Below are 20,385 nucleotides of genomic sequence, written 5' to 3' on the forward strand. Positions count from 1 at the left end.
CCACCAAAAAAAGCTGCGTACCTGTTCCGACAGCGGTTATTAGCAGTATTGGAGTTTAGTACTGGAATGAAACATAGCCCCTAGCTTTCATGCCGGGGATGTGGCGTAAAGCCATGATTGTTTTTGAAAAATAAGACACTCTATGCTCGTATGAACTCATGCTCGAACCAAAGGACTCCGTCAGGCGTTTTTTTGTTACAAATGTGATGTTGTTTTCACATAAAAAGTTTACGCTGCAGTTCTAAAAATGGGACTACCTCCATACGGTGTAAGTAAGGAGGGGTGCAGTCTATGATTGACCACGGAAAAACAAAAAGACAAGAAGTGAAAATGCTGAATCGGAAGCTTCTGGAGATATCCGGCGTATTGAATGTGGAGAGCTTTGACAGCGAGGAGTTTTTACTGGAGACAGAATGCGGTTTTTTGACCATCACGGGGCAAAATCTGCATATTAAAAACTTGAACTTGGAGCAGGGGCTAGTCGCGATCGAGGGTATGGTAAACACGATGGCATATTTAGATTCGAGTACACAGCAGAAGACCTCCAAAGGCTTTTTAGGTAAGCTGTTCAAGTGAGTCTGCATACGCAATTAGCCACGCTGCTGACGATGCTGATCAGCGGACAAGTACTCGGCGCTGTGTTCGATATGTATCGTGTCATATCCGTGCAGCTGCATTTTAGAAGATGGCTTATTCCAATCCTCGATCTATGCTATTGGATCGCCGCGACCCTGTTTGTATTTCGAATGCTGTATGTCAGCAATCATGGCGAGGTTCGAATCTATGTGTTTATAGCTCTCATCATCGGCGTATGGGCATATTACGGTCTGCTTAGCGATACGGTCATTAAGTATACGAAAGTATGGATTAGGCTCGTTCGTCGTCTCATTCAGCTGCTCATCCGTACATTCGAATGGGTGGTTATACGTCCGATTCGGATGCTGTATCGGCTCTGCGTCATTATTTTCGGAATTATGACTACAGTAGCTGTTTTCATAGGGAAAATTGTGCTACAATTACTGTACCCTATATGGAAAATTTTAAAATGGATGGCTTCACCTTTGACGCGAATCGGTTGGTTGCGAAAAACTTGGGACTGGCTAGCGGATCAGTTTCAATCGATACGGAGCTGGCTGAAGCGATGAACTGGGAGGATTTACGTCTATGCAAAGGCATTCTGCAGACAATAAGTCGACAGGGAAAAGCAGAGGGGCTAGAAGAAGGCTTCGGCTGCTCTTTATAGCCATCAGCTGTTACTTGGCATGGGCGGGGTTTACTTTTTGGCAGCAGAGCGGTACAATCCAGGAAAGCCATGCTAGACTGGATGCATTAGAAGGGAAATTGACTGAGATTACAATGAGAAACGATCAATTCAAGCAGGAAATTGAAAAATTGAATGATCCGGAATATATCGAACAAATTCTTCGTAAGGATTATCATATGGGTCGCCCTGACGAAATCATCTTCTTCGAAAGCGAATGAGAGGATATTGACCTGTGACCTGCTTCACGGTATAATCGGCTTAATCGGTCTTTTCAAGCATTATGTCTGGATCGGATCTCCCATATCTTATATGGTTAGTCTAAGGAGGAGCATTTCGTTTTATGTCAATTGAAGTGGGCAGCAAACTGGAAGGCAAGGTTACAGGCATCACGAATTTCGGGGCATTTGTTGAGTTGCCGGGGGGCGTGACCGGACTTGTCCACATTTCCGAAATCGCAGATAATTATGTGAAAGATGTTAACGATCACTTGAAAGTGAACGACATGGTGACTGTAAAAGTCATCAATGTAGACAAAGATGGAAAAATCGGGTTATCTATTCGTAAGGCCGTTGATAAGCCTGTTGAAGCAGCTAGACCTGCAAGGCCTCCACGTAATGACAGACCTAGAAGAGACATGGATCGTCCAAGACAACAGAGCTTTGATGATAAACTAAGTAAATTTTTAAAGGATAGTGAAGAACGGATGTCCTCGCTGAAGAAGAACACCGAATCTAAGCGCGGTGGAAGAGGGGCCCGTCGTTAATTCTATACATGAATAATGAAAAGCATCGGAATGTCATGTTCCGGTGCTTTTGTGTTTTATAGAGTGTGATTCGGTATATTTGCAGACAAGCTGCGACCCGCACATCGGGATTGATTGCGACACGGTTCTGGCAGGCAGCGCAACGACTGAGGCTGAAGCCGCACGACACCACTATTTTTGTCGGTTTTCCCGTGATGAACGCCGAAGTCGACAGCTTTAGAGCACATTCTTTCATTCCGTGCTTATGGAATCGCTTTGCAATGTGCGAACATAAGAGCGCATCTAGCGTAAGTCAGGTTGGCTTTCGACGGGGCTCGTGTTCGCTCCCAATCCATATTGCACAAGGCTTGATATGGCACTGAAGAAGTCTCTCTCATTCCAAAAGATGAGCTTTACATTTTATGGTTGATCTTGTCGCAAACTTTTTTGAATCTATCAACTCATTATGACAAACAATTTAATAGAGAGTTCATATAATAGAGACACCCAATAACGGAAAAGGCGGTGTCTCTCGAATGCTTAAATTGCAAGTGATTAGGCCGGAGTGGAAGAGTCTTCAGAGGCGAACATGGATGAATCTGAAAAAGAAGCTGCAGCAAAGCCGAATTCTGCAATCTGCCATTGCCAGAAGAACGGATATGATGCTGGTCTTAACCGCATTTTTACTTGGACGAGCTATGATTTTGGAAGAATTGTCTCCGTTCTTGCTTCCGTTTTTCGCGGTCATCTTTTTTATGCGAAAGGAAATGACAGCTTGGATTTTTGGAGCGGCGCTGATCGGCAATATGTTCTCCTTTGTGCCGGACCCTGTTTCAGCTGCTTCGATGATGATTTTATATGTGCTTATTCAAAAAGGGCTGGAAAAGAGCGGACGATCGGATTTGTCCTCAGCGCCGATTGCTGTATTTATTACAGCTTTCTCCGTCGGGCTTTTTGGGTACGTCATGAGCAACGCATTGACCTGGTACGGATTGATGCTCAATGGCGTAGAAGCGGTGCTGAGCTTTATCTTGACGCTCATCTTTATTCAATCCATTCCTGTGTTTACGCTCAAAAAGAAAAACTATCAGCTGCGCAGCGAAGAAATCATTTGCCTTATGATTATGCTGGCTTCCATGATGACCGGAACGGTAGGCTGGCTTACCTTCGGATTGTCTATCGAACACATCATGTCACGCTATTTGATCCTGCTGTTCGCATTCGTCGGCGGAGCGCCCATCGGAGCATCGGTCGGAGTCGTAACCGGCTTGATTCTCAGCTTGGCGAGCGTGAACGCGGTTTATCAGATCAGTGTGTTGGCTTTTTCAGGCATGCTTGCAGGATTGCTTAAGGAAGGAAAAAAACTTGCCGTATCGCTTGGCTTGCTGCTGGGTACATCGATCCTTTCGCTGTATCTCGGCAATACTTCACAAATTTTCTCGTCGACTTGGGAATCGATGGCGGCTATCGCGTTATTCCTTCTTACCCCTCGAGGGATCATTCAGACAATTGCCAAATATGTACCGGGAACGCAGGAAAATCTCAATTCGCAGCATGATTATGCCCGGCGAGTACGTGACGTGACAGCCGATCGAGTGAAGCAGTTTTCGGATGTGTTCAAGCAATTGTCTCGCAGCTTTACCCAAATCACACAGAATCCGGGACGCAAGGAAGAAGAAATGGGACACTTTATGAATATGGTGGCGGAGAAAAGCTGTGCCACATGCTTCAAACAAAAATCGTGCTGGGAAGATAAGTTTTATCAAACGTACAAATATATGACGGATGTGATGACCGAGGTCGAAAATAACCCGAATTTCTCGCCGAAGGACATTCCGCAGGAATGGGAAAGAAGCTGCGTCAAGACGAAACAGGTGCTTGAGATCATGAAGCAGCAGTATGAATTGTACAAGCATAATCAGCATTGGAAGCAGCAAATTGTGGACAGCAGGCAGCTGGTCGCCGAGCAGCTGTTTGGGGTTTCACAGGTGATGGAGGATTTGGCGAAGGAAATTAGACGCGGAAGCCAGGAGCTGTTTATGCAGGAGGAGCAGATTCGGCAATCGCTGGAGGAACTGGGGTTATCCATTCATAGTGTAGATATTATCAGCTTAGATGAAGGCAACGTCGAAATTGAGATTGTCCATCAGTACAACAAAGGCTTCGATGAATGCCGAAAAATCATCGCGCCGCTGCTGTCGGAAATATTATCGGAAAGCATTGCGGTGAAGAAGGAACAATTTCTAGAACGGGGCAGCGGATATTATATGGTAACCTTCGGTTCCGCGAAAGAGTTTGAGGTGGAAACGGGGATTGCTGGAGCGGCTAAAGGAGGAGGACTTCTCTCCGGAGACAGCTTCAGCACCGTAGAGCTGGGCAATGGCAAATTCGCGGTCGCCTTGAGCGATGGGATGGGCAATGGGGAACGAGCCAGCACGGAAAGCAAAACGGCTCTCTCCATTTTGCAGCAGCTCCTTCAGTCCGGAATGGATGAGAAGCTGGCGATCAAATCCGTGAACTCGGTACTCCTCCTTCGTTCTCCGGATGAAATTTACGCTACGATCGACGTGGCGCTGATAGATCAATATAATGCGCAAACGACGTTTATGAAGATCGGCTCCACTCCGAGCTTTATTAAGCGGGGCAATGAGGTCATTCCGATAAAAGCGAGCAATTTGCCGGTTGGCATTTTGCAGGATATTGAGGTGGACTTGGTGACCTTGCAGCTTCAGCCTGGAGATACGTTGATCATGATGACCGACGGGATCTATGATGCGCCGGGGCATGCGGTCAATAAGGAATTGTGGATGAAGCGGGTCATTCAAGAAATGTCGGTGGAGGATCCGCAGGAAATCGCAGACTGTCTGCTCGAGAAGGTGGTACGCCACCATCATGGAGACATTCACGATGACATGACTGTGATCGTCGCAAAAATTCATAAATATAAGCCGGAATGGGCGACCTTCCGCTGGCCGGGTTTCAAACGGCTGGAGCGTCCGAAGACGGTAAGCTGATCAAGGCCCTGCCATTGGCAGGGCTTTATTCGCTGATTCGGCATATGTATACAGCCAAAATGAGTATTCGTAAACGATCTTGTGATTTAGGCGAATGAAGGATACGATAGAATATAGAGAAAACATGGATTGAGGGTGGCTCCATTGACAATCATCGATATTATCCAGCGTACGAAACAGCCGATGACCAAGGATCGGCTTTATGAGATATGGAGAAGATTAGGAATTGAGCGTGGCGACAAGCTCATGGTTCACAGCTCCTTAAGTTCGCTCGGCTACGTGATTGGAGGCGCATCAGCAGTCATCGAATCGTTAATTGCTGCCGTCGGGGAAAGTGGAACCTTGATTATGCCTTCACAATCTACAGATTTATCGAATCCTTCCGGGTGGGGGAATCCACCCGTACCGGAAGATTGGTGGCCGCTGATCTATAAGCATATGCCTCCGTATGATGTGGATCGAACGCCGACCTGCGGGATGGGGGCCATCGCTGAGCTGTTCCGCACTTATCCGAACGTGTGCAGAAGCAAGCATCCGCAGACCTCGTTTTGTGCGCTCGGAAAAGATGCGCAGCGGATCATGGAGATGCATGAACTGGATTATGGATTGGGCCCTACATCGCCGCTAGGAATATGCTACGAACACGATGCGAAAGTTCTTCTGATTGGCGTAGATTATGATCGTTGTACCGCTCTTCATCTGGCTGAGTATATGGCTTCTTATCCGGGCAAGTCTGAGGAAAGAAACTCAGCGCCGCTCCATTCGGAAGAGGGAGTCTCCTTATGGACGGAATGGACGGATATATCACTCGATACGGATGATTTCATAGAGATCGGCCAAAGCTACGAGGCAGAAGGAAACGAGGTCGCTAAAGCCCAGGTGAACGGCGGACAGATGCGGGCGATGAGCATGAGACCGCTTGTCGATTATGCGGCGCATTGGATGGAACAACACCGAGGAACATAAAAATCTATAAAATAAAAAATAGAAAACACGTCTAGTTTTGCTCCCGTTGGTTAACACTATGAACAGATGATAGAAAGAGTCATAGAGTGAGAATAAATTTTTCTCTGCTTTTATCGAAAAAGAGAGGAAGCTATTCGCCATCGGGAGGAATGTGTGATGAAGCAGATCATTTTAATTACGGACGGATGCTCGAATGTGGGAATGGACCCTGTAGCGGCGGCAGCCCACGCCAGAAGCGAAGAGATCATTGTGAATGTGATCGGTGTCGTCGATCAAGGCGAAATTGGTAGACTGGGTACCCAAGAGGTACAGTCCATTGCGGAAGCAGGCGGAGGGATGAGCAGAATCGTGTCGGTTCAAGATTTATCCCGGACGGTGCAAATGGTAACGCGAAAGACCGTTATGAGTACGGTGCAAATTGCCGTTCAAAAAGAATTAAAGCAGATGATGGACTCCGACAGCATAGAGGATTTACATCCTGTTCGGCGAGCGAAAGCGGTACAGATCATCGATCAGCTTAGTGAACAAATAGATTTGAAGGTTGTACTTCTTATCGACGCCAGCGCCAGTATGAAGTCGAAGCTGAGCGCCGTCGAGAATGCGATTCACGATTTGATGCTCAGCCTGCAAGCGAGAGAAGGACGGAGCGAAATCGCCGTATTTCATTTTCCGGGTTCAGGATGGAATGAGGATGCGGCTTTGGATATGGCTTGGACGAAGGATACGAGAAGCATACCTAGGCTGTTCGATAAGCTGGATATGAAAGGGGCCACACCGACGGGACCGGCGATGATGGAGGTTATCAGGTACATCACCGGTGTGCCTGCTAACGAAGAACATGACGCGCGAGGTAAACGAAATGGTGATGAAGAAGGACTGTGGAGCGATTATATCGTCTAAATCGAGATGGCCGGCAGGCACTGCGATTCAAGGGAAATGGAACGGACGCAGATATGACATCCATAGTGTACTCGGAGAAGGGGCTAACGGCATTGTCTACTTGGCATGTACGGATGGGAAATGGGTTGCTCTAAAAACGAGTCATGATTCAGTAGATCTTCAGGTAGAGATCAATGCGATTGAACGCATCAGCCAAGGTGCATCCCATTCGAGGTTTCGGTTAATCGATGTGGATGACTTTGAACTGAATGGGCAGTCCTACCCTTTTTATGTGATGCCCTACTTCAAAGGGAAGCATCTGTCTGTATTTATGAAGTCGAAAGGCTGGGAATGGTTCGGACCGGTCGGCGAGCAAATTCTTCAGCAGCTTTGCAGGCTGCATCAGCGTAAATACATATTCGGCGATTTGAAACCGGCTAATATACTGGTAGATGCCGAAGGAAGAGCGCAGCTGATCGATTTTGGCGGTGTAGGCCAAATAGGGAAGTCCGTTAAGCAGTTTACAGAAATCTATGATCGAGGATACTGGAATGGGGGAAGCAGAACAGCGGATGATGCGTATGATCTGTTCTCTTTCGCCGCATTAGCGGTACATCTGTTGGATCCAGAACGGAAGATGGAACAGCTCGCCAAGCAAATTCCGCAAAACCGCCACCCTTCCCAATTAATCAAGCGAGCACAGGAGGTTCCGGAGCTAAGACCGTTCGCGGCTTTTATCGATAAAGCCATTCGCGGGAAATACAGCAGCTCTGGTCAGGCGCTGCAGGAATGGAAGGAACTCATGCACAAGCATGTTCGTTATTTGCCCTTCAAAGGTGAATGGTTGAAAAAAGCTTTGATCGTATCTGTCATTTTCTTTATTTCCGTCTTATGGATTGTCACGCAAACATCATAGAAAGAAGTGCAGTGGAAATGTTGAAGAAAGTCGTTCAATTGATCGAGCAATATCGGATGTTTCAACAGGGGGACAGAGTCATGGTCGCCGTCTCAGGCGGTCCTGATTCAGTGGCCCTTTTTCACGTGCTGAGACAGCTTGCCGATAAATATGCGTTGGGGCTTTCGATCGCGCATGTTAACCATGCCTTAAGGGGAACGGAATCCGAAGAAGAGCAGCAGATGGTCGCCAAGCTTGCAGAGTATTACAATGTTCCGTTTTACTATGCAAAGGTAGATGTTAAACGGCATATGCGGGAAACGGGAAAAGGGCTGCAGGATGCGGCACGGGAGCTTAGGTATCGGTTCCTGTTCGAAACGGCGGAACGCACGGGGACGAGCTGCATCGCATTAGCCCACCACGCGGATGATCAAGCAGAGACAGTCTTGATGCGCATGCTTCGCGGGACAAGTACTGAAGGGCTGGCTGGAATTCATCCTGTGCGAATGCAGCAAAAAGTGAAACTTGTGAGGCCTCTGCTTCGTATAGAAAAAATGGAGCTCGTTCAATTCTGCAAAGAGCATGGATTCGAATTCGCTGAAGACAGCAGCAACGCAAGCAGAGCCTATACTCGCAATCAAATCCGTCTTGACATCATGCCTCAGCTGAAACAGTTTAATCCGGAAATCACCTCCGCATTAAACCGACTGGCGGATATCGTCAGAGATGACGAGCAGTATTTACAGCGGGAGGCGGAGCGGGCATATGCGGAAACGGTCTCCGTGACGAAGGATGGATTAATGTTGAAACAAGCACAATGGTCCGCTTTCCATGCTTCTTTACAAAGAAGATTGATTAAACTAATATTAAATTATCTTTCTTTGGATAAGCATATAGAGGTAGATTATGAAACCGTTGAGTCGATCCGGCTAGCTTGCAGCAGGCATGATAAATCCAATTTTCGCATTCAAATCCGTGAGCATTGCTGGCTGATGAAAGAGTATGATCGTTTACGATTTACAACCAGCTCACCATCAGAAGCTGAATCATTCTCGGTAAAGGTATGGGATTGGCCGGTCCAAATTTCTCTTGATGGAAGAGAGCACTTATTGATCCGTTTTGAAGTCATCGGACCTGGCGAATATGCCGAGAAGGACGGGAGTTACAGCGCCTTTTTCGATCTGGATGAGCTATCCTTGCCTCTGTATGTACGTTCGCGCAAGCCAGGGGATCGTATGCAGGTGCTTGGATTAAACGGAAGTAAAAAAGTAAAAGATATGCTCATTGATGCCAAAATTCCGCCTGCCCAGCGCGGGTACATTCCGATCGTAACGGATGCTGAAGGACGAATTTTATGGATTCCCGGGCTTCGAAGGTCCGCCCATGCTCTAGTTCGTCCAACAACCGGCCGGATATTACATATCCATACTCCGGAATTCATACAATGAACCTAGGAGGGTCTTTACTTGCTTAATGACATTAAAGAAGTGCTCTACAGCGAAGAACAGATTCAAGCTAAGATTCAGGAATTAGGGGAGACGATTGCCAAAGAATACGAAGGCAAGAACCCTCTAGTCATCTGTGTGCTGAAAGGCGCCTTCATCTTCATGGCCGATTTGGTCAAAAGAGTGAACATTCCGCTCGAGATGGATTTTATGGCTGTTTCAAGCTATGGTCAATCCACGAAATCATCCGGTGTCGTGAAAATCATTAAGGATTTGGATGTCACCGTAGAACACCGCGACGTCCTTATAGTCGAAGATATTATCGACAGCGGACTGACCTTAAGCTATCTCATCGATATTTTAAAAAGAAGAAATGCAAGCTCCGTAAAAATTGTAACATTGTTTGACAAGCCGGCCAGAAGAACCGTTGATTTGACTCCGGATTATTACGGTTTTGAACTTCCAGATTCGTTCGTCGTCGGATATGGCTTGGATTACGCGGAAAAATATCGCAATTTGCCATTCATCGGCGTGCTGAAGGAAGAGGTATACAGCGGATAAACGGCGCAGAATCCGTCTGTATTGAGATCGTAATACTGGCTGTGGTACAATAAACAAAGTTGCCTCAAATTTGTAATATGCCGCAACTTCGCCCTCGTTTTCACCTGGGATTTTGTAAGTTTCGGCTTAGCACTATACCAATTTGTTTTGCAGTCGAGAGGAGGTAGGGGATGAATCGATTCATCCGGAATACCGGATTTTATCTACTGATATTTCTAGTTGTCGTAGGCATTGTACACTTTATCAGCACGCAAAACGACCAAACGAATAAAATCCGATATGACGAGTTCCGCAGTTTGCTAGCCGACAATAGAGTGACCGAGGTCACCGTTCAATTCGACGGGTACTCATACTATATTGCGGGTAAAACCAATGGGAACATTGGAGATTCAAGCAGTTCGGAATTCGAAACGTATGCTCCTTTTACAGACCGTGTTTTTGAGGTCTTGGAAGAGGCCAATGTACAGACGGTAGTTGAGAAAATGGAAGGAGACAGCATTTGGCTAAGCTTCCTGACATCCATCATTCCGTTTGTCATTATCTTTATTTTATTCTTCTTCTTGCTAAATCAAGCTCAAGGCGGCGGAGGCAAAGTCATGAATTTCGGCAAAAGCCGCGCTCGCTTATATAATGAAGAGAAAAAGCGGGTCACGTTCAATGACGTAGCCGGAGCTGATGAAGAAAAGCAGGAATTGGTTGAGGTCGTAGAGTTTTTGAAGGATCCCCGTAAGTTTGCCGCACTTGGTGCGAGAGTTCCGAAAGGGGTACTTTTGAACGGTCCTCCGGGAACCGGTAAAACCTTGCTTGCTCGTGCTGTGGCGGGAGAAGCGGGCGTACCTTTCTTTAGCATCAGCGGTTCCGATTTCGTGGAAATGTTCGTCGGGGTCGGTGCTTCGCGGGTGCGTGATTTGTTTGAAAATGCGAAGAAAAATGCACCATGTATTATCTTTATTGACGAGATTGACGCCGTTGGACGTCAACGGGGCGCTGGTCTTGGCGGCGGCCATGACGAGCGGGAGCAGACGCTGAACCAATTGCTCGTTGAGATGGACGGATTTGGAGCGAACGAAGGGATTATTATCGTCGCTGCAACGAACCGCCCAGACATTCTTGACCCTGCGCTGCTCAGACCAGGCCGTTTTGACCGTCAAATTACAGTCGACCGTCCAGATGTGAAAGGGCGCGAGGCGGTACTGAAAGTACATGCCAGAAATAAGCCTTTGGGCGATGACGTTCGCCTTGATGTACTGGCTCGCTATACGACAGGTTTCACAGGAGCAGATCTTGAAAACCTATTGAACGAAGCGGCATTGATCGCGGCGAGAAGAAATAAAAAGGCCATTGATATGGCGGAGCTGGATGAAGCGTTCGACCGTGTGATTGTCGGTACGCAGAAGAAAAGCCGCGTGATCAGTGACAAGGAGAAACGCACCGTTGCTTACCATGAAGCAGGACATACGATTATCGGCTATCATGTCAGACATGCCGATGTCATTCATAAAGTAACGATCGTCCCTCGCGGAAGAGCGGGTGGATATGCCATGATGATTCCGAAGGATGGAGAAGACCGGATGCTGTCTACGAAATCCGAGCTGCTTGACCGCGTAACTGGTTTGCTCGGCGGCCGCGTATCGGAGGAACTGTTTATCGGTGAAATCGGTACGGGCGCATATGACGACTTCAAGAAGGCAACTTCGATCGTTCGAGCGATGATTACGGAATACGGTATGAGCGATAAGCTTGGACCACTGCAGTTCGGCAATACGCAAGGTCAAGTATTCTTGGGCCGTGATCTCCATCATGAGCAAAACTACAGCGATCAGATTGCGTATGAAATCGATAAAGAGCTTCAAACGATGATTCGCGCTTGCTATGACCAAGCGAAAGAAATCTTGACGAAGCATGCGGATCAAGTACATCTCATCGCCAATAAGCTGATGGAACTTGAAACGCTCGATAAAGACCAGATCTATGAATTGTTGGAGACTGGAAAGCTGGAAAAGAACATTCGGGAACGGATCGATGCTTTCGAACCGAAGAAGGATGAAATGAAGGTTAACATTCAAAAGCAGGAGAATGAATCTTCGAACAAAATCGGGTCTGTACAAGAAAAACCGGAAGGCGCAGCAGAGCAAGAACCAGCGGCGAAGCCGGAAGCAGAAGAGCCGAAAAAGCAGGATGCTGACGATACGGCAGATCAAAATGCCGATGATGCAGCAAAGCAAGATGACGATAAGAAAAGTGAATAACACCTGGGTGAAGCTAAATCCGGATTTCACATGTGAAATCCGGATTTTTGTTCTGTTTTCACGTTGACACCTTCGTAAAGGTACTGTAAATTAAGGATGTTAACTTCGAACTTATGCAAGACTTTCAATCCTTTGTAAACAAGATTGTGAATAATTGCTCAAGCGATGAAGGTGCAGTACAGGACATAAAGAGGTTCTGGGGTATGAGAATGCAATGAGCTTGAGGGCAATTTGTATTTCCTAAGGAGGTAAGCACATGGAAGCTTTAGCTGCAGAAGCCAAAGCACAGCGGAACCAAGGGTTGAAGGAACGACTTCTTCAGCTGAAGAAAGAGCGTAATGCCATTATCCTTGCCCATTATTACCAAAGGGATGAAATACAAGAAGTGGCTGATTTTCGTGGAGATTCTTTTTTGCTAGCGCAAAAGGCTGCCGAAACCGATGCAGATGTCATCGTATTTTGCGGAGTGCACTTTATGGGAGAGAGCGCAAAGATTTTGGCTCCGAACAAGACGGTAATCATTCCTGATGAGCGGGCAGGCTGTCCGATGGCTGATATGGTGAACGTGGAAGGCTTGCGTCAGCTGAAGCAGAAGCATCCGAATGCGACGGTTGTCACGTACATTAACTCTTCTGCAGAGATTAAAGCGGAAACGGATATTTGCTGTACCTCCGCGAATGCGGTAAAAGTAATCCAATCCGTAGAATCGGATGAAATCATTTGGGTGCCGGACAAAAATCTAGGTCATTATGTGCAGCAGCATACCGATAAGAAGATGATTCTTTGGGAAGGGTATTGCAATACTCATGATATGCTGACGGTCAAAGATGTCGTAGAAATGAGAAAACAATATCCAAATGCTCAATTTGTTGTCCATCCTGAATGCCGTCCGGAAGTCGTTGAGATGGCTGATTTCGTGGGAAGTACAACGGCGATTATTAAGTACTGCCGTGAATCCGATGTGAAGGAATTTATTGTAGGCACCGAGGACGGTACCGGATATCAACTGCGCAAGGACAGCCCGGACAAAACGTTTCATTTTGCAAGCAAGTTTCTTGTATGTCCGAATATGAAGGTAAACAACCTGAAAAAGCTTGTGCGCTGTCTGGAGACGATGCAGCCTCAAATCTATGTGCCACCTCAAATCGCGGACAAAGCACGTCTTTCTCTCGAACGGATGCTGGAAGTGACCGTCTAAACTTTTATAGTCTAAAATGAAGTAAGGCAGAGGTTCAGCATAGGGATGATCCCGAATCTCTGCTTTTTTCTGTACATATGCCTTTTAGAGATGAACCACAAATCATGAAGAGCAGTGAGAAATGGTTGATAGAATGGAGCGTAATGTATGATGGATTCGATGATTCCTCGTTATTTGGCGAATTTTCAGTTGTCCTCTCTGCCGCGGATTGAAACCGATGTAGTGGTGATTGGAGCAGGAATCGCTGGCCTTTATACTGCAATTAAAGCAGCCGAGCACCACCGTGTGCTGATGATTACGAAGAAGTCACTGCTCGACAGCAATACGCGCTATGCGCAGGGGGGAATTGCCGCAGTGATCTCTGATGAGGATTCTCCGGAATATCATCGTGAGGATACCCTATTTGCAGGAGCCGGTCTCTGCTCGGAAGAGGCTGTAGATATATTGGTTCACGAAGGCCCGCAAGGGGTGAAGAGCCTCATGGAGCTTGGAACTCAATTTGACGAGGAGAATGGTGAGCTGGCTTTAACGAAGGAAGGCGCACACAGCCAGCGAAGAATACTGCATGCACATGGTGATGCGACAGGTGCCGAAATCGTTCGGTCGCTTCTAGAGAAAGCGAAACAGCATCCGCGAATTGAGATGTGGAACGATCATTTTGTCATCGATCTCGTTACGGAAGGCGGGGATTGTCAAGGGGCTTTGGTGCAAAAGATGGACGGAAGCAAGCTCTTTGTGCACGCCAAAGCAACTGTGCTGTGTACCGGCGGTGCGGGACAATTGTTCCGTTATACCACCAATCCCGACGTTGCCACGGCAGATGGTGTAGCGATCGCCTATCGGGCGGGAGCGGATATTCGCGATGTGGAATTCATCCAGTTTCATCCAACGGCTCTATGCTATCCCGGAGCGCCGCGCTTCTTAATTTCCGAAGCGGTTCGAGGTGAAGGCGCCTATTTGCGCAATATGAAAGGCGAACGGTTCATGGAGAAATACCATCCACAGCTGGAGCTGGCCCCAAGGGATGTTGTTGCCCGAGCGATCGTAAGTGAAATGGAAGCGACGAAGTCAACCTTTGTCTATTTAGATATTACCCATGAGTCAGAAGATAGGATAAAGCATCGGTTTCCGACGATTTATGAGTTTTGCTTGCAGTTCGGCTTGGATTTAGCGGCGGACTGGATCCCCGTCGCACCTGCGGCGCATTACTTTATGGGGGGAGTAAAAACAGACTTAAGCGGCGAAACTTCTGTTAGCAGATTGTTTGCCTGTGGGGAAGTATCATCCACCGGCGTACACGGAGCCAATCGATTAGCGAGCAATTCTTTGTCCGAAGCGCTTGTATTTGGCGATCGAATCGCGGCAAGAATTCGCGATTTGGATGAACCGGCATTCTCCGCGGCTGAATGCACAGAACATCGGAAGGAACCGCCCATTCAAGCGGTGGTAGAGAAAAGACTGAAGCTGCAAAAGGTGATGCTGCGCAATGTCGGCTTAAAGCGTTCGCTGGAAGGTTTGAATAAAGGCATCGATGAGTTGAAGAGACAACTTCCGATCTTTGGAGCCAGTCTAAGCAAAATTGAAGAATATGAGTTTGCGAATATGCTGACGGTGTCTCTTCTCATTGCTCATGCGGCTGTCATTCGTGAAGAGAGCAGAGGAGCGCATTATCGGGAGGATTTCCCGGATCGGAATGACTCGGTATGGCGAAAACATATTATTCTGAATCGTGAGACGGGGATACGTGAGGAGCGGATGAACGATGCTTAACGGTTTTATGAGACAATTGAAAAAGCAAATTGAGCTTTGGCTTGACGAGGATATGGGGAGCGGCGATGTAACGACGCTGTCCACTGTACCTCGTGATCATCGATCCAAAGGGATTATCCATGCGAAGCAGCCGGGTATCCTATGTGGAGTGGAAGCGGCAAGAGCCGTTTTCGAGGCGGTCGATCCAAGCCTTGCTTTTGATATGCGAAGACAGGATGGAGATGTTCTGCAAGCGGGAGATATCATTGCGGAGATTGAGGGAAGCAGCCATAGTATATTGGCAGGCGAAAGGCTTGCTCTCAATTTACTGCAGCGTATGTCAGGCATTGCGACGGAAACGTCCAAATACATGGATGTAATTAAGCATACATCGGTGAGACTGGTAGATACACGGAAAACAACACCCGGACATCGTATGCTGGAGAAGTATGCGGTACAGGTAGGAGGAGGACACAACCACCGTTATGGATTGTATGATGCCGTAATGATTAAGGACAATCACATCAAAGCGTCCGGTGGAATCCCTCAAGCGGTTGCCAGCGCAAGAGCTTTCATTCCGCACACGATGAAAATCGAAGTAGAAGTCGAAAATTTCGACCAGCTCACGCAGGCGCTCGAGGCCGGAGCAGATATTATTATGCTGGACAATATGGAACCGGCGGCTATGACCGAGGCGATGCGCCGAATTAAAGAAAGAAGCCCGCATGTCGTTGTGGAGGCATCCGGCGGCATCCATTTAGGGAGCTTAAAGGCAGTCGCCGAAACCGGTGTCGATGTGATCTCGGTCGGACGGCTAACGAACGCGGTGTCTCCTCTCGATATCAGCTTGGATTTGGGCGAGAAGAAGGGACGTTGAAAACGTGATTTTAGTGATGGATGTAGGGAATACAAACATCGTGCTTGGTGTATATAAAGGAAAGGAACTGATCCATCATTGGCGGTTGAGCACAAATCGTGAAGCGACCGCTGATGAGTATGGCATCTTTATTCACAATATGTTTCGCCATGGAGGGATTGATGAGCGTCAGATTGAAGGAATTATGATTTCCTCTGTCGTTCCGCCGCTCTTTCATGTGCTTCAGGCATGCTGCGAGAAATATGTGAAACAGACGCCGTATTTCGTCGGTCCCGGAATCAAAACCGGCTTGAATATACGCTATGAAAACCCGAAGGAAGTCGGGGCGGACCGAATTGTGAACGCAGTGGCCGCAATTGAGCAGTATGGTACCCCAGTCATTGTTGTCGATTTCGGAACCGCAACGACCTTTGATTATGTTGACGAGAAGTCTCAATACATTGGAGGGGCGATTGCCCCGGGTATCGGAATCTCAACGGAGGCGCTGTATCAAAAAGCGGCCAAGCTGCCGCGCATTGAGCTTTCCGTTCCGAAAAGCGTGATTGGCCGGAACCCTGTAACCTCCATGCAAGCTGGCATTGTGTTCGGTTATGCGGGTCAAGTGGACGGTATTGTCGGACGGATTAAAAAGGAGTTCGGCACAAATCCTAAGGTGGTAGCAACCGGTGGATTAGGTGAATTTATCGCCGCAGAATGCCAGTCCATAGATATCGTCAATCCATTGTTAACGCTGCAGGGATTGCAGCTGCTATATGAACGGAATCAATCTTAGGAGGCTGCGATGAACGATTATATTTTACGTGGAACCGCATTGGATGGGAAAGTTAGAGCATTAGCCGCATACAGCAAAAATCTTGTGCAGGAGCTTAGAGAACGTCAGGATACTTGGTCGACGGCAACCGCAGCATTGGGCAGATCCGCTACGATCGGGGCGATGATGGGCGCGATGCTGAAAGGAGAAGAAAGGCTGACGATTCAGGTGAGAGGAGACGGTCCGATTGGCCACATCGTCATCGATGCCAACGCGAAGGGCGAAGTGAGGGGATATGTTCAAAATCCGCATGTACAGCTACCGACAAATGCGATCGGTAAAATTGATGTGCGGGGCGGCGTAGGGACAGAAGGATCCATTATCGTGATTAAGGACTTGGGGATGAAAGAACCTTACCGTGGGAACTCTCCGATTGTATCTGGTGAAATCAGCGATGACTTTACGTACTATTTCGCAACGTCTGAGCAAACACCGTCCGCTGTTGCCGCAGGTGTACTGGTGGATAAAGACCATTCGGTGATTACAGCCGGCGGGTTTATTATTCAGCTGCTGCCTGGATTAAGCGATGAAGAAATCTCCGCTATTGAAGGACAGCTCGGGCAGCTTCATACCATTACTAAATACTTGGATGAAGGGCTTGCGATTGAAGAAGTGCTTCGCATGGTGCTTCCGTCTTTCGTAGAAATGGAGCGTCTGCCGCTAGTATTTAAATGCAGCTGCTCGGAGGAACGTGTGGAACGGACGTTAATCAGCTTAGGAACGGATGAGCTGAAGCAAATCATAGCAGAGGATGGGCAGGCTGAGATGGTTTGCCATTTTTGCAACCAAAAATATCATTTCAATAAATCCGAACTGGAATCCATCGTTGAAAAGATTGAAATGCAGAAAAAATAATGAAAACATATACACTTCAGCCATGGAATCAAGTCAATAACTGTTGACAAGATTTTGGCAGATTGGTAAGATAGAAAATAGATAAAACCTACTGAAATACTCGGGAATATGAATGCTGTGGCATACACAGCTAATAGGAGGTCCTTGTGATGGCAAAGTTAGCTCAAAACATTACTCAACTCATCGGAGATACGCCTTTAGTTCGACTGAATCGTGTCGTTCCTGAAGATAGTGCCGAAATCTACGTCAAGCTGGAGTATCAGAACCCAGGTGCAAGCGTAAAAGACCGCATCGCGATCAACATGATTGAAACTGCAGAGAGAGATGGAAGATTGAAGCCGGGAGACACCATCGTTGAACCAACGAGCGGAAATACAGGCATTGGTCTTGCAATGGTCGCTGCAGCTAAAGGGTATAAGGCGATTCTAGTCATGCCTGAAACGATGAGTATTGAACGCCGCAATCTGCTTCGCGCCTATGGTGCTCAGCTTGTGCTGACTCCAGGACCAGAAGGGATGAAAGGCGCTATTAAGAAAGCCGAAGAATTAGCGGCATCGAATGAAGGCTACTTTATGCCGCAGCAGTTCGACAACCCAGCGAACGTAGAGATTCATCGTTTGACAACTGGTCCGGAAATTGTGCAAGCGATCAATGATTTCGATGGAAAATTAGATGCGTTCGTAGCGGGAATCGGAACCGGCGGTACCATTACAGGTGCAGGATCTGTCCTGAAAGAGAACTTCCCTCATATTAAAATTTATGCTGTTGAGCCAGCCGCGTCTCCTGTGCTTTCGGGCGGAACTCCAGGACCTCATAAGCTTCAAGGATTGGGCGCAGGTTTCGTACCTAGCATCTTGAATACAGAAATTTATGATGAAGTGATTCAAATAGAAAACGAGCAGGCGTTTGAAATGTCCCGTGAAGTAGCGAAGAAGGAAGGCATTTTGGGAGGCATTTCATCCGGTGCAGCAGTTCAAGCGGCTCTGCAGGTTGCTAAGAAGCTTGGTAAAGGCAAAAGAGTGGTTGCTGTCATCCCAAGCAACGGCGAACGCTACCTCAGCACTCCATTATATCAATTTGACGATCAGCAATAATTATTGATACGAGCGGCTCTTTGCCTGGATGTTCAGGCAGAGGGCCTTTTTTATGTACGTCGAAACGCGGAAACGGAAGTGATTCATCACACCATCTTACGTCATTATCTTAGTTTTCAGAAGAAGCGTACTGCTATATAATGCAGAGGAATGAACATAAGCAGGACGGAGAAAATGTCATCATAGATCTTATTTGATAAAGAAAGTATAAGCTTAAACCCCATAGAGAGGAAGAGTGATGGCGAATTGAATTTTACGAGCCTGAGTCAGTGGAAGGGTTGGGCAGCTGACTATCCATATATCCCATTGATTGAATCTTTTCCATTAGAAGAAGAGCTGGCAGTCGAAACATGGCTTCCTGCATGGCAGTCATTTTCTCAATTCGGGTACGTGCTGGAGAGCGGGAAGGGCGGACGATACACTTATTTAGGGGGGCATATCCAAGAGTCTCTCCGCTGCAAGGACGGACAAGCCGAATGGCTCAGCGGGAATGGGGCGATTCGCAAAGAAGAGGGGGAACCGCTGGCACTCTTGAGACAATGGATGTTACAGCGGCAAGGGCCATCTATCCCGGAGCTTCCCTTTTTCACTGGTGGTTTTGTCGGGTACTTCAGCTATGATTTCGTTCGATGGTTGGAGGAGCTGCCGAATACGGCTGCGGATGACTTACAGTGTCCAGATGTGTATTTTATGCACTCCACAGAACTTTGGATCTGGGATCATCATGATCATCAGTTATATTGTGTTTGCTACGTACCCGCGCCGGAACAGGGTGCGGACGAGAAGCAGTGGAAAAATGCGTACGAAAATGCACAGCAGCGTGTGCGCTCCATGTACGAATGGTTCAAAGAGAAGCTGGTGACCCAATCGGGAGAAGGAACGGCAGCATTCCATAAGCAAAGCTTACAACAATATGAATCGGATTTAGCCGATGAAACATTATGGGAAACGGCTTTTTCGAAAGAGCAGTATATGGAAGCGGTGAAATCGATCCAGCGTTATATTGGGCAGGGGGATGTATTTCAGGTCAATCTTTCTCTGCGCAGAAGCAGGGCGTATGATGGTCATCCTGAAGAGCTGTACGAAGCATTAAGGCGAGTCAATCCGTCACCCTATATGGGATTTCTTAAGTTCCCAGAGATGTCGATCGTTTCGGCATCTCCTGAACTGCTCGTCAAGCTGCAGGGAAGGCGGATCAGCACAAGGCCGATTGCGGGAACTCGGCGCAGAGGGCGCAGCCCGGAGGAGGAACAGCAGTTTATTGATGAGCTGAAGAGCAGTGAGAAGGAAATTGCTGAGCATGTGATGCTGGTTGATTTGGAGCGCAATGATCTTGGTCGCGTCTCCAAGTTCGGTTCGGTCAAAGTGGACGAATTTATGGTGATGGAATATTATTCGCATGTGATGCACTTAGTCTCGGAAATCTCGGGTACGTTGGCTGAAGGGTTGGATGCTTTGGATGTGATTCGTGCGGTTTTTCCAGGAGGGACCATTACCGGGGCGCCAAAAGTGCGAACGATGGAAATCATTGAGGAGCTTGAACCTGTAAGACGCGGGACATATACGGGCTCTATGGGTTGGATTGACTATAGTGGCAATATGGAATTTAATATAATTATACGAACGTTAACCGTGAAAGATGGGAAAGTACATTTACAGGCTGGAGCGGGGATCGTGATAGATTCCGATCCGGAGAGAGAGTACAAAGAATCGTTGAATAAGGCGAAGGCGATGGCCAAAGCGCTGCAGTACGATCATTTGGAAAGAAAAGCGAGGAGGCTCTAGC

18 protein-coding genes are annotated in these 20,385 nt (G+C 47.5%); all 18 read left to right on the forward strand.

All coding sequences use genetic code 11. From position 1 onward, the window contains the following. Positions 1 to 291: 291 nt before the first annotated feature. The 18 genes from yabP (at position 292) to ACFPXP_RS11880 (ending at position 20,384) form a co-directional block, all read left to right on the forward strand. Complete coding sequence (gene yabP, locus ACFPXP_RS11795; protein ID WP_379894419.1) at positions 292 to 576, forward strand: sporulation protein YabP; 285 nt, start codon at positions 292 to 294, stop codon at positions 574 to 576. Next, positions 573 to 1,145, forward strand: a complete 573-nt coding sequence (gene yabQ / locus ACFPXP_RS11800; protein WP_379894420.1) for a spore cortex biosynthesis protein YabQ — start codon at positions 573 to 575, stop codon at positions 1,143 to 1,145. The genes yabP and yabQ overlap by 4 nt, the downstream gene beginning before the upstream one ends. A 19-nt stretch (positions 1,146 to 1,164) precedes the next feature. Next, complete coding sequence (locus ACFPXP_RS11805; RefSeq protein ID WP_379894421.1) at positions 1,165 to 1,482, forward strand: FtsB family cell division protein; 318 nt, start codon at positions 1,165 to 1,167, stop codon at positions 1,480 to 1,482. A 122-nt stretch (positions 1,483 to 1,604) separates the two neighbouring features. Beyond that, entirely contained in the window at positions 1,605 to 2,027 is a 423-nt protein-coding gene (locus ACFPXP_RS11810) for a S1 domain-containing RNA-binding protein (protein WP_379894422.1), read from the forward strand. A gap of 515 nt (positions 2,028 to 2,542) precedes the next feature. After that, positions 2,543 to 5,020 carry a stage II sporulation protein E gene (gene spoIIE, locus ACFPXP_RS11815; RefSeq protein ID WP_379894423.1) on the forward strand — a complete coding sequence of 826 codons (2,478 nt, stop codon included), beginning with the start codon at positions 2,543 to 2,545 and terminating at the stop codon, positions 5,018 to 5,020. Between the two features lie 144 nt (positions 5,021 to 5,164). Continuing rightward, complete coding sequence (locus ACFPXP_RS11820) at positions 5,165 to 5,986, forward strand: aminoglycoside N(3)-acetyltransferase (protein WP_379894424.1); 822 nt, start codon at positions 5,165 to 5,167, stop codon at positions 5,984 to 5,986. 132 nt (positions 5,987 to 6,118) lie between these two features. After that, complete coding sequence (locus ACFPXP_RS11825) at positions 6,119 to 6,886, forward strand: hypothetical protein (protein WP_379894446.1); 768 nt, start codon at positions 6,119 to 6,121, stop codon at positions 6,884 to 6,886. Then, a complete protein-coding gene (locus ACFPXP_RS11830; protein WP_379894425.1) occupies positions 6,846 to 7,781 on the forward strand; it encodes a serine/threonine protein kinase in 936 nt (311 codons plus the stop codon). The genes ACFPXP_RS11825 and ACFPXP_RS11830 overlap by 41 nt, the downstream gene beginning before the upstream one ends. A 17-nt stretch (positions 7,782 to 7,798) precedes the next feature. After that, on the forward strand, positions 7,799 to 9,208 hold the full coding sequence (gene tilS / locus ACFPXP_RS11835) for a tRNA lysidine(34) synthetase TilS (RefSeq protein WP_379894426.1): 1,410 nt from the start codon (positions 7,799 to 7,801) through the stop codon (positions 9,206 to 9,208). Between the two features lie 18 nt (positions 9,209 to 9,226). Continuing rightward, positions 9,227 to 9,766: a hypoxanthine phosphoribosyltransferase gene (gene hpt, locus ACFPXP_RS11840; protein WP_379894427.1), complete on the forward strand. Its 540-nt coding sequence runs from the start codon at positions 9,227 to 9,229 to the stop codon at positions 9,764 to 9,766. Between the two features lie 170 nt (positions 9,767 to 9,936). Then, positions 9,937 to 12,015 (forward strand): ATP-dependent zinc metalloprotease FtsH, encoded by a 2,079-nt coding sequence (ftsH, locus tag ACFPXP_RS11845; RefSeq protein WP_379894428.1) that lies wholly within the window; start codon positions 9,937 to 9,939, stop codon positions 12,013 to 12,015. Positions 12,016 to 12,271: 256 nt separating this feature from the next. After that, positions 12,272 to 13,213 carry a quinolinate synthase NadA gene (nadA, locus tag ACFPXP_RS11850; protein ID WP_379894429.1) on the forward strand — a complete coding sequence of 314 codons (942 nt, stop codon included), beginning with the start codon at positions 12,272 to 12,274 and terminating at the stop codon, positions 13,211 to 13,213. Positions 13,214 to 13,372: 159 nt separating this feature from the next. Then, on the forward strand, positions 13,373 to 14,983 hold the full coding sequence (nadB, locus tag ACFPXP_RS11855; protein WP_379894447.1) for an L-aspartate oxidase: 1,611 nt from the start codon (positions 13,373 to 13,375) through the stop codon (positions 14,981 to 14,983). Continuing rightward, positions 14,976 to 15,839, forward strand: a complete 864-nt coding sequence (gene nadC, locus ACFPXP_RS11860; protein ID WP_379894430.1) for a carboxylating nicotinate-nucleotide diphosphorylase — start codon at positions 14,976 to 14,978, stop codon at positions 15,837 to 15,839. The genes nadB and nadC overlap by 8 nt, the downstream gene beginning before the upstream one ends. Positions 15,840 to 15,843: 4 nt before the next feature. Continuing rightward, positions 15,844 to 16,611, forward strand: coding sequence for a type III pantothenate kinase (locus tag ACFPXP_RS11865; RefSeq protein WP_379894431.1), 768 nt, complete (start codon positions 15,844 to 15,846; stop codon positions 16,609 to 16,611). Between the two features lie 9 nt (positions 16,612 to 16,620). Then, complete coding sequence (hslO, locus tag ACFPXP_RS11870; RefSeq protein ID WP_379894432.1) at positions 16,621 to 17,505, forward strand: Hsp33 family molecular chaperone HslO; 885 nt, start codon at positions 16,621 to 16,623, stop codon at positions 17,503 to 17,505. A 149-nt stretch (positions 17,506 to 17,654) separates the two neighbouring features. Continuing rightward, the gene (gene cysK / locus ACFPXP_RS11875; RefSeq protein WP_379894433.1) at positions 17,655 to 18,599 is read left to right on the forward strand and encodes a cysteine synthase A; all 945 of its coding nucleotides are present in this window, start codon (positions 17,655 to 17,657) and stop codon (positions 18,597 to 18,599) included. A 246-nt stretch (positions 18,600 to 18,845) separates the two neighbouring features. After that, the gene (locus tag ACFPXP_RS11880; protein ID WP_379894434.1) at positions 18,846 to 20,384 is read left to right on the forward strand and encodes an anthranilate synthase component I family protein; all 1,539 of its coding nucleotides are present in this window, start codon (positions 18,846 to 18,848) and stop codon (positions 20,382 to 20,384) included. Position 20,385: the final 1 nt, after the last annotated feature.

The sequence above is a fragment of the Marinicrinis lubricantis genome (genome assembly GCF_042658665.1).
GTDB lineage: Bacteria > Bacillota > Bacilli > Paenibacillales > KCTC-33676 > Marinicrinis > Marinicrinis lubricantis.

What these genes read in the sequence shown, in the direction of transcription:
- yabP (WP_379894419.1), top strand. Translation starts at nt 292, where the DNA reads ATGATTGACCACGGAAAAACAAAAAGACAAGAAGTGAAAATGCTGAAT.
- ACFPXP_RS11805 (WP_379894421.1), top strand. Translation starts at nt 1,165, where the DNA reads ATGCAAAGGCATTCTGCAGACAATAAGTCGACAGGGAAAAGCAGAGGG.
- ACFPXP_RS11810 (WP_379894422.1), top strand. Translation starts at nt 1,605, where the DNA reads ATGTCAATTGAAGTGGGCAGCAAACTGGAAGGCAAGGTTACAGGCATC.
- spoIIE (WP_379894423.1), top strand. Translation starts at nt 2,543, where the DNA reads ATGCTTAAATTGCAAGTGATTAGGCCGGAGTGGAAGAGTCTTCAGAGG.
- ACFPXP_RS11830 (WP_379894425.1), top strand. Translation starts at nt 6,846, where the DNA reads ATGGTGATGAAGAAGGACTGTGGAGCGATTATATCGTCTAAATCGAGA.
- tilS (WP_379894426.1), top strand. Translation starts at nt 7,799, where the DNA reads ATGTTGAAGAAAGTCGTTCAATTGATCGAGCAATATCGGATGTTTCAA.
- ftsH (WP_379894428.1), top strand. Translation starts at nt 9,937, where the DNA reads ATGAATCGATTCATCCGGAATACCGGATTTTATCTACTGATATTTCTA.
- nadA (WP_379894429.1), top strand. Translation starts at nt 12,272, where the DNA reads ATGGAAGCTTTAGCTGCAGAAGCCAAAGCACAGCGGAACCAAGGGTTG.
- nadB (WP_379894447.1), top strand. Translation starts at nt 13,373, where the DNA reads ATGATTCCTCGTTATTTGGCGAATTTTCAGTTGTCCTCTCTGCCGCGG.
- nadC (WP_379894430.1), top strand. Translation starts at nt 14,976, where the DNA reads ATGCTTAACGGTTTTATGAGACAATTGAAAAAGCAAATTGAGCTTTGG.
- hslO (WP_379894432.1), top strand. Translation starts at nt 16,621, where the DNA reads ATGAACGATTATATTTTACGTGGAACCGCATTGGATGGGAAAGTTAGA.
- cysK (WP_379894433.1), top strand. Translation starts at nt 17,655, where the DNA reads ATGGCAAAGTTAGCTCAAAACATTACTCAACTCATCGGAGATACGCCT.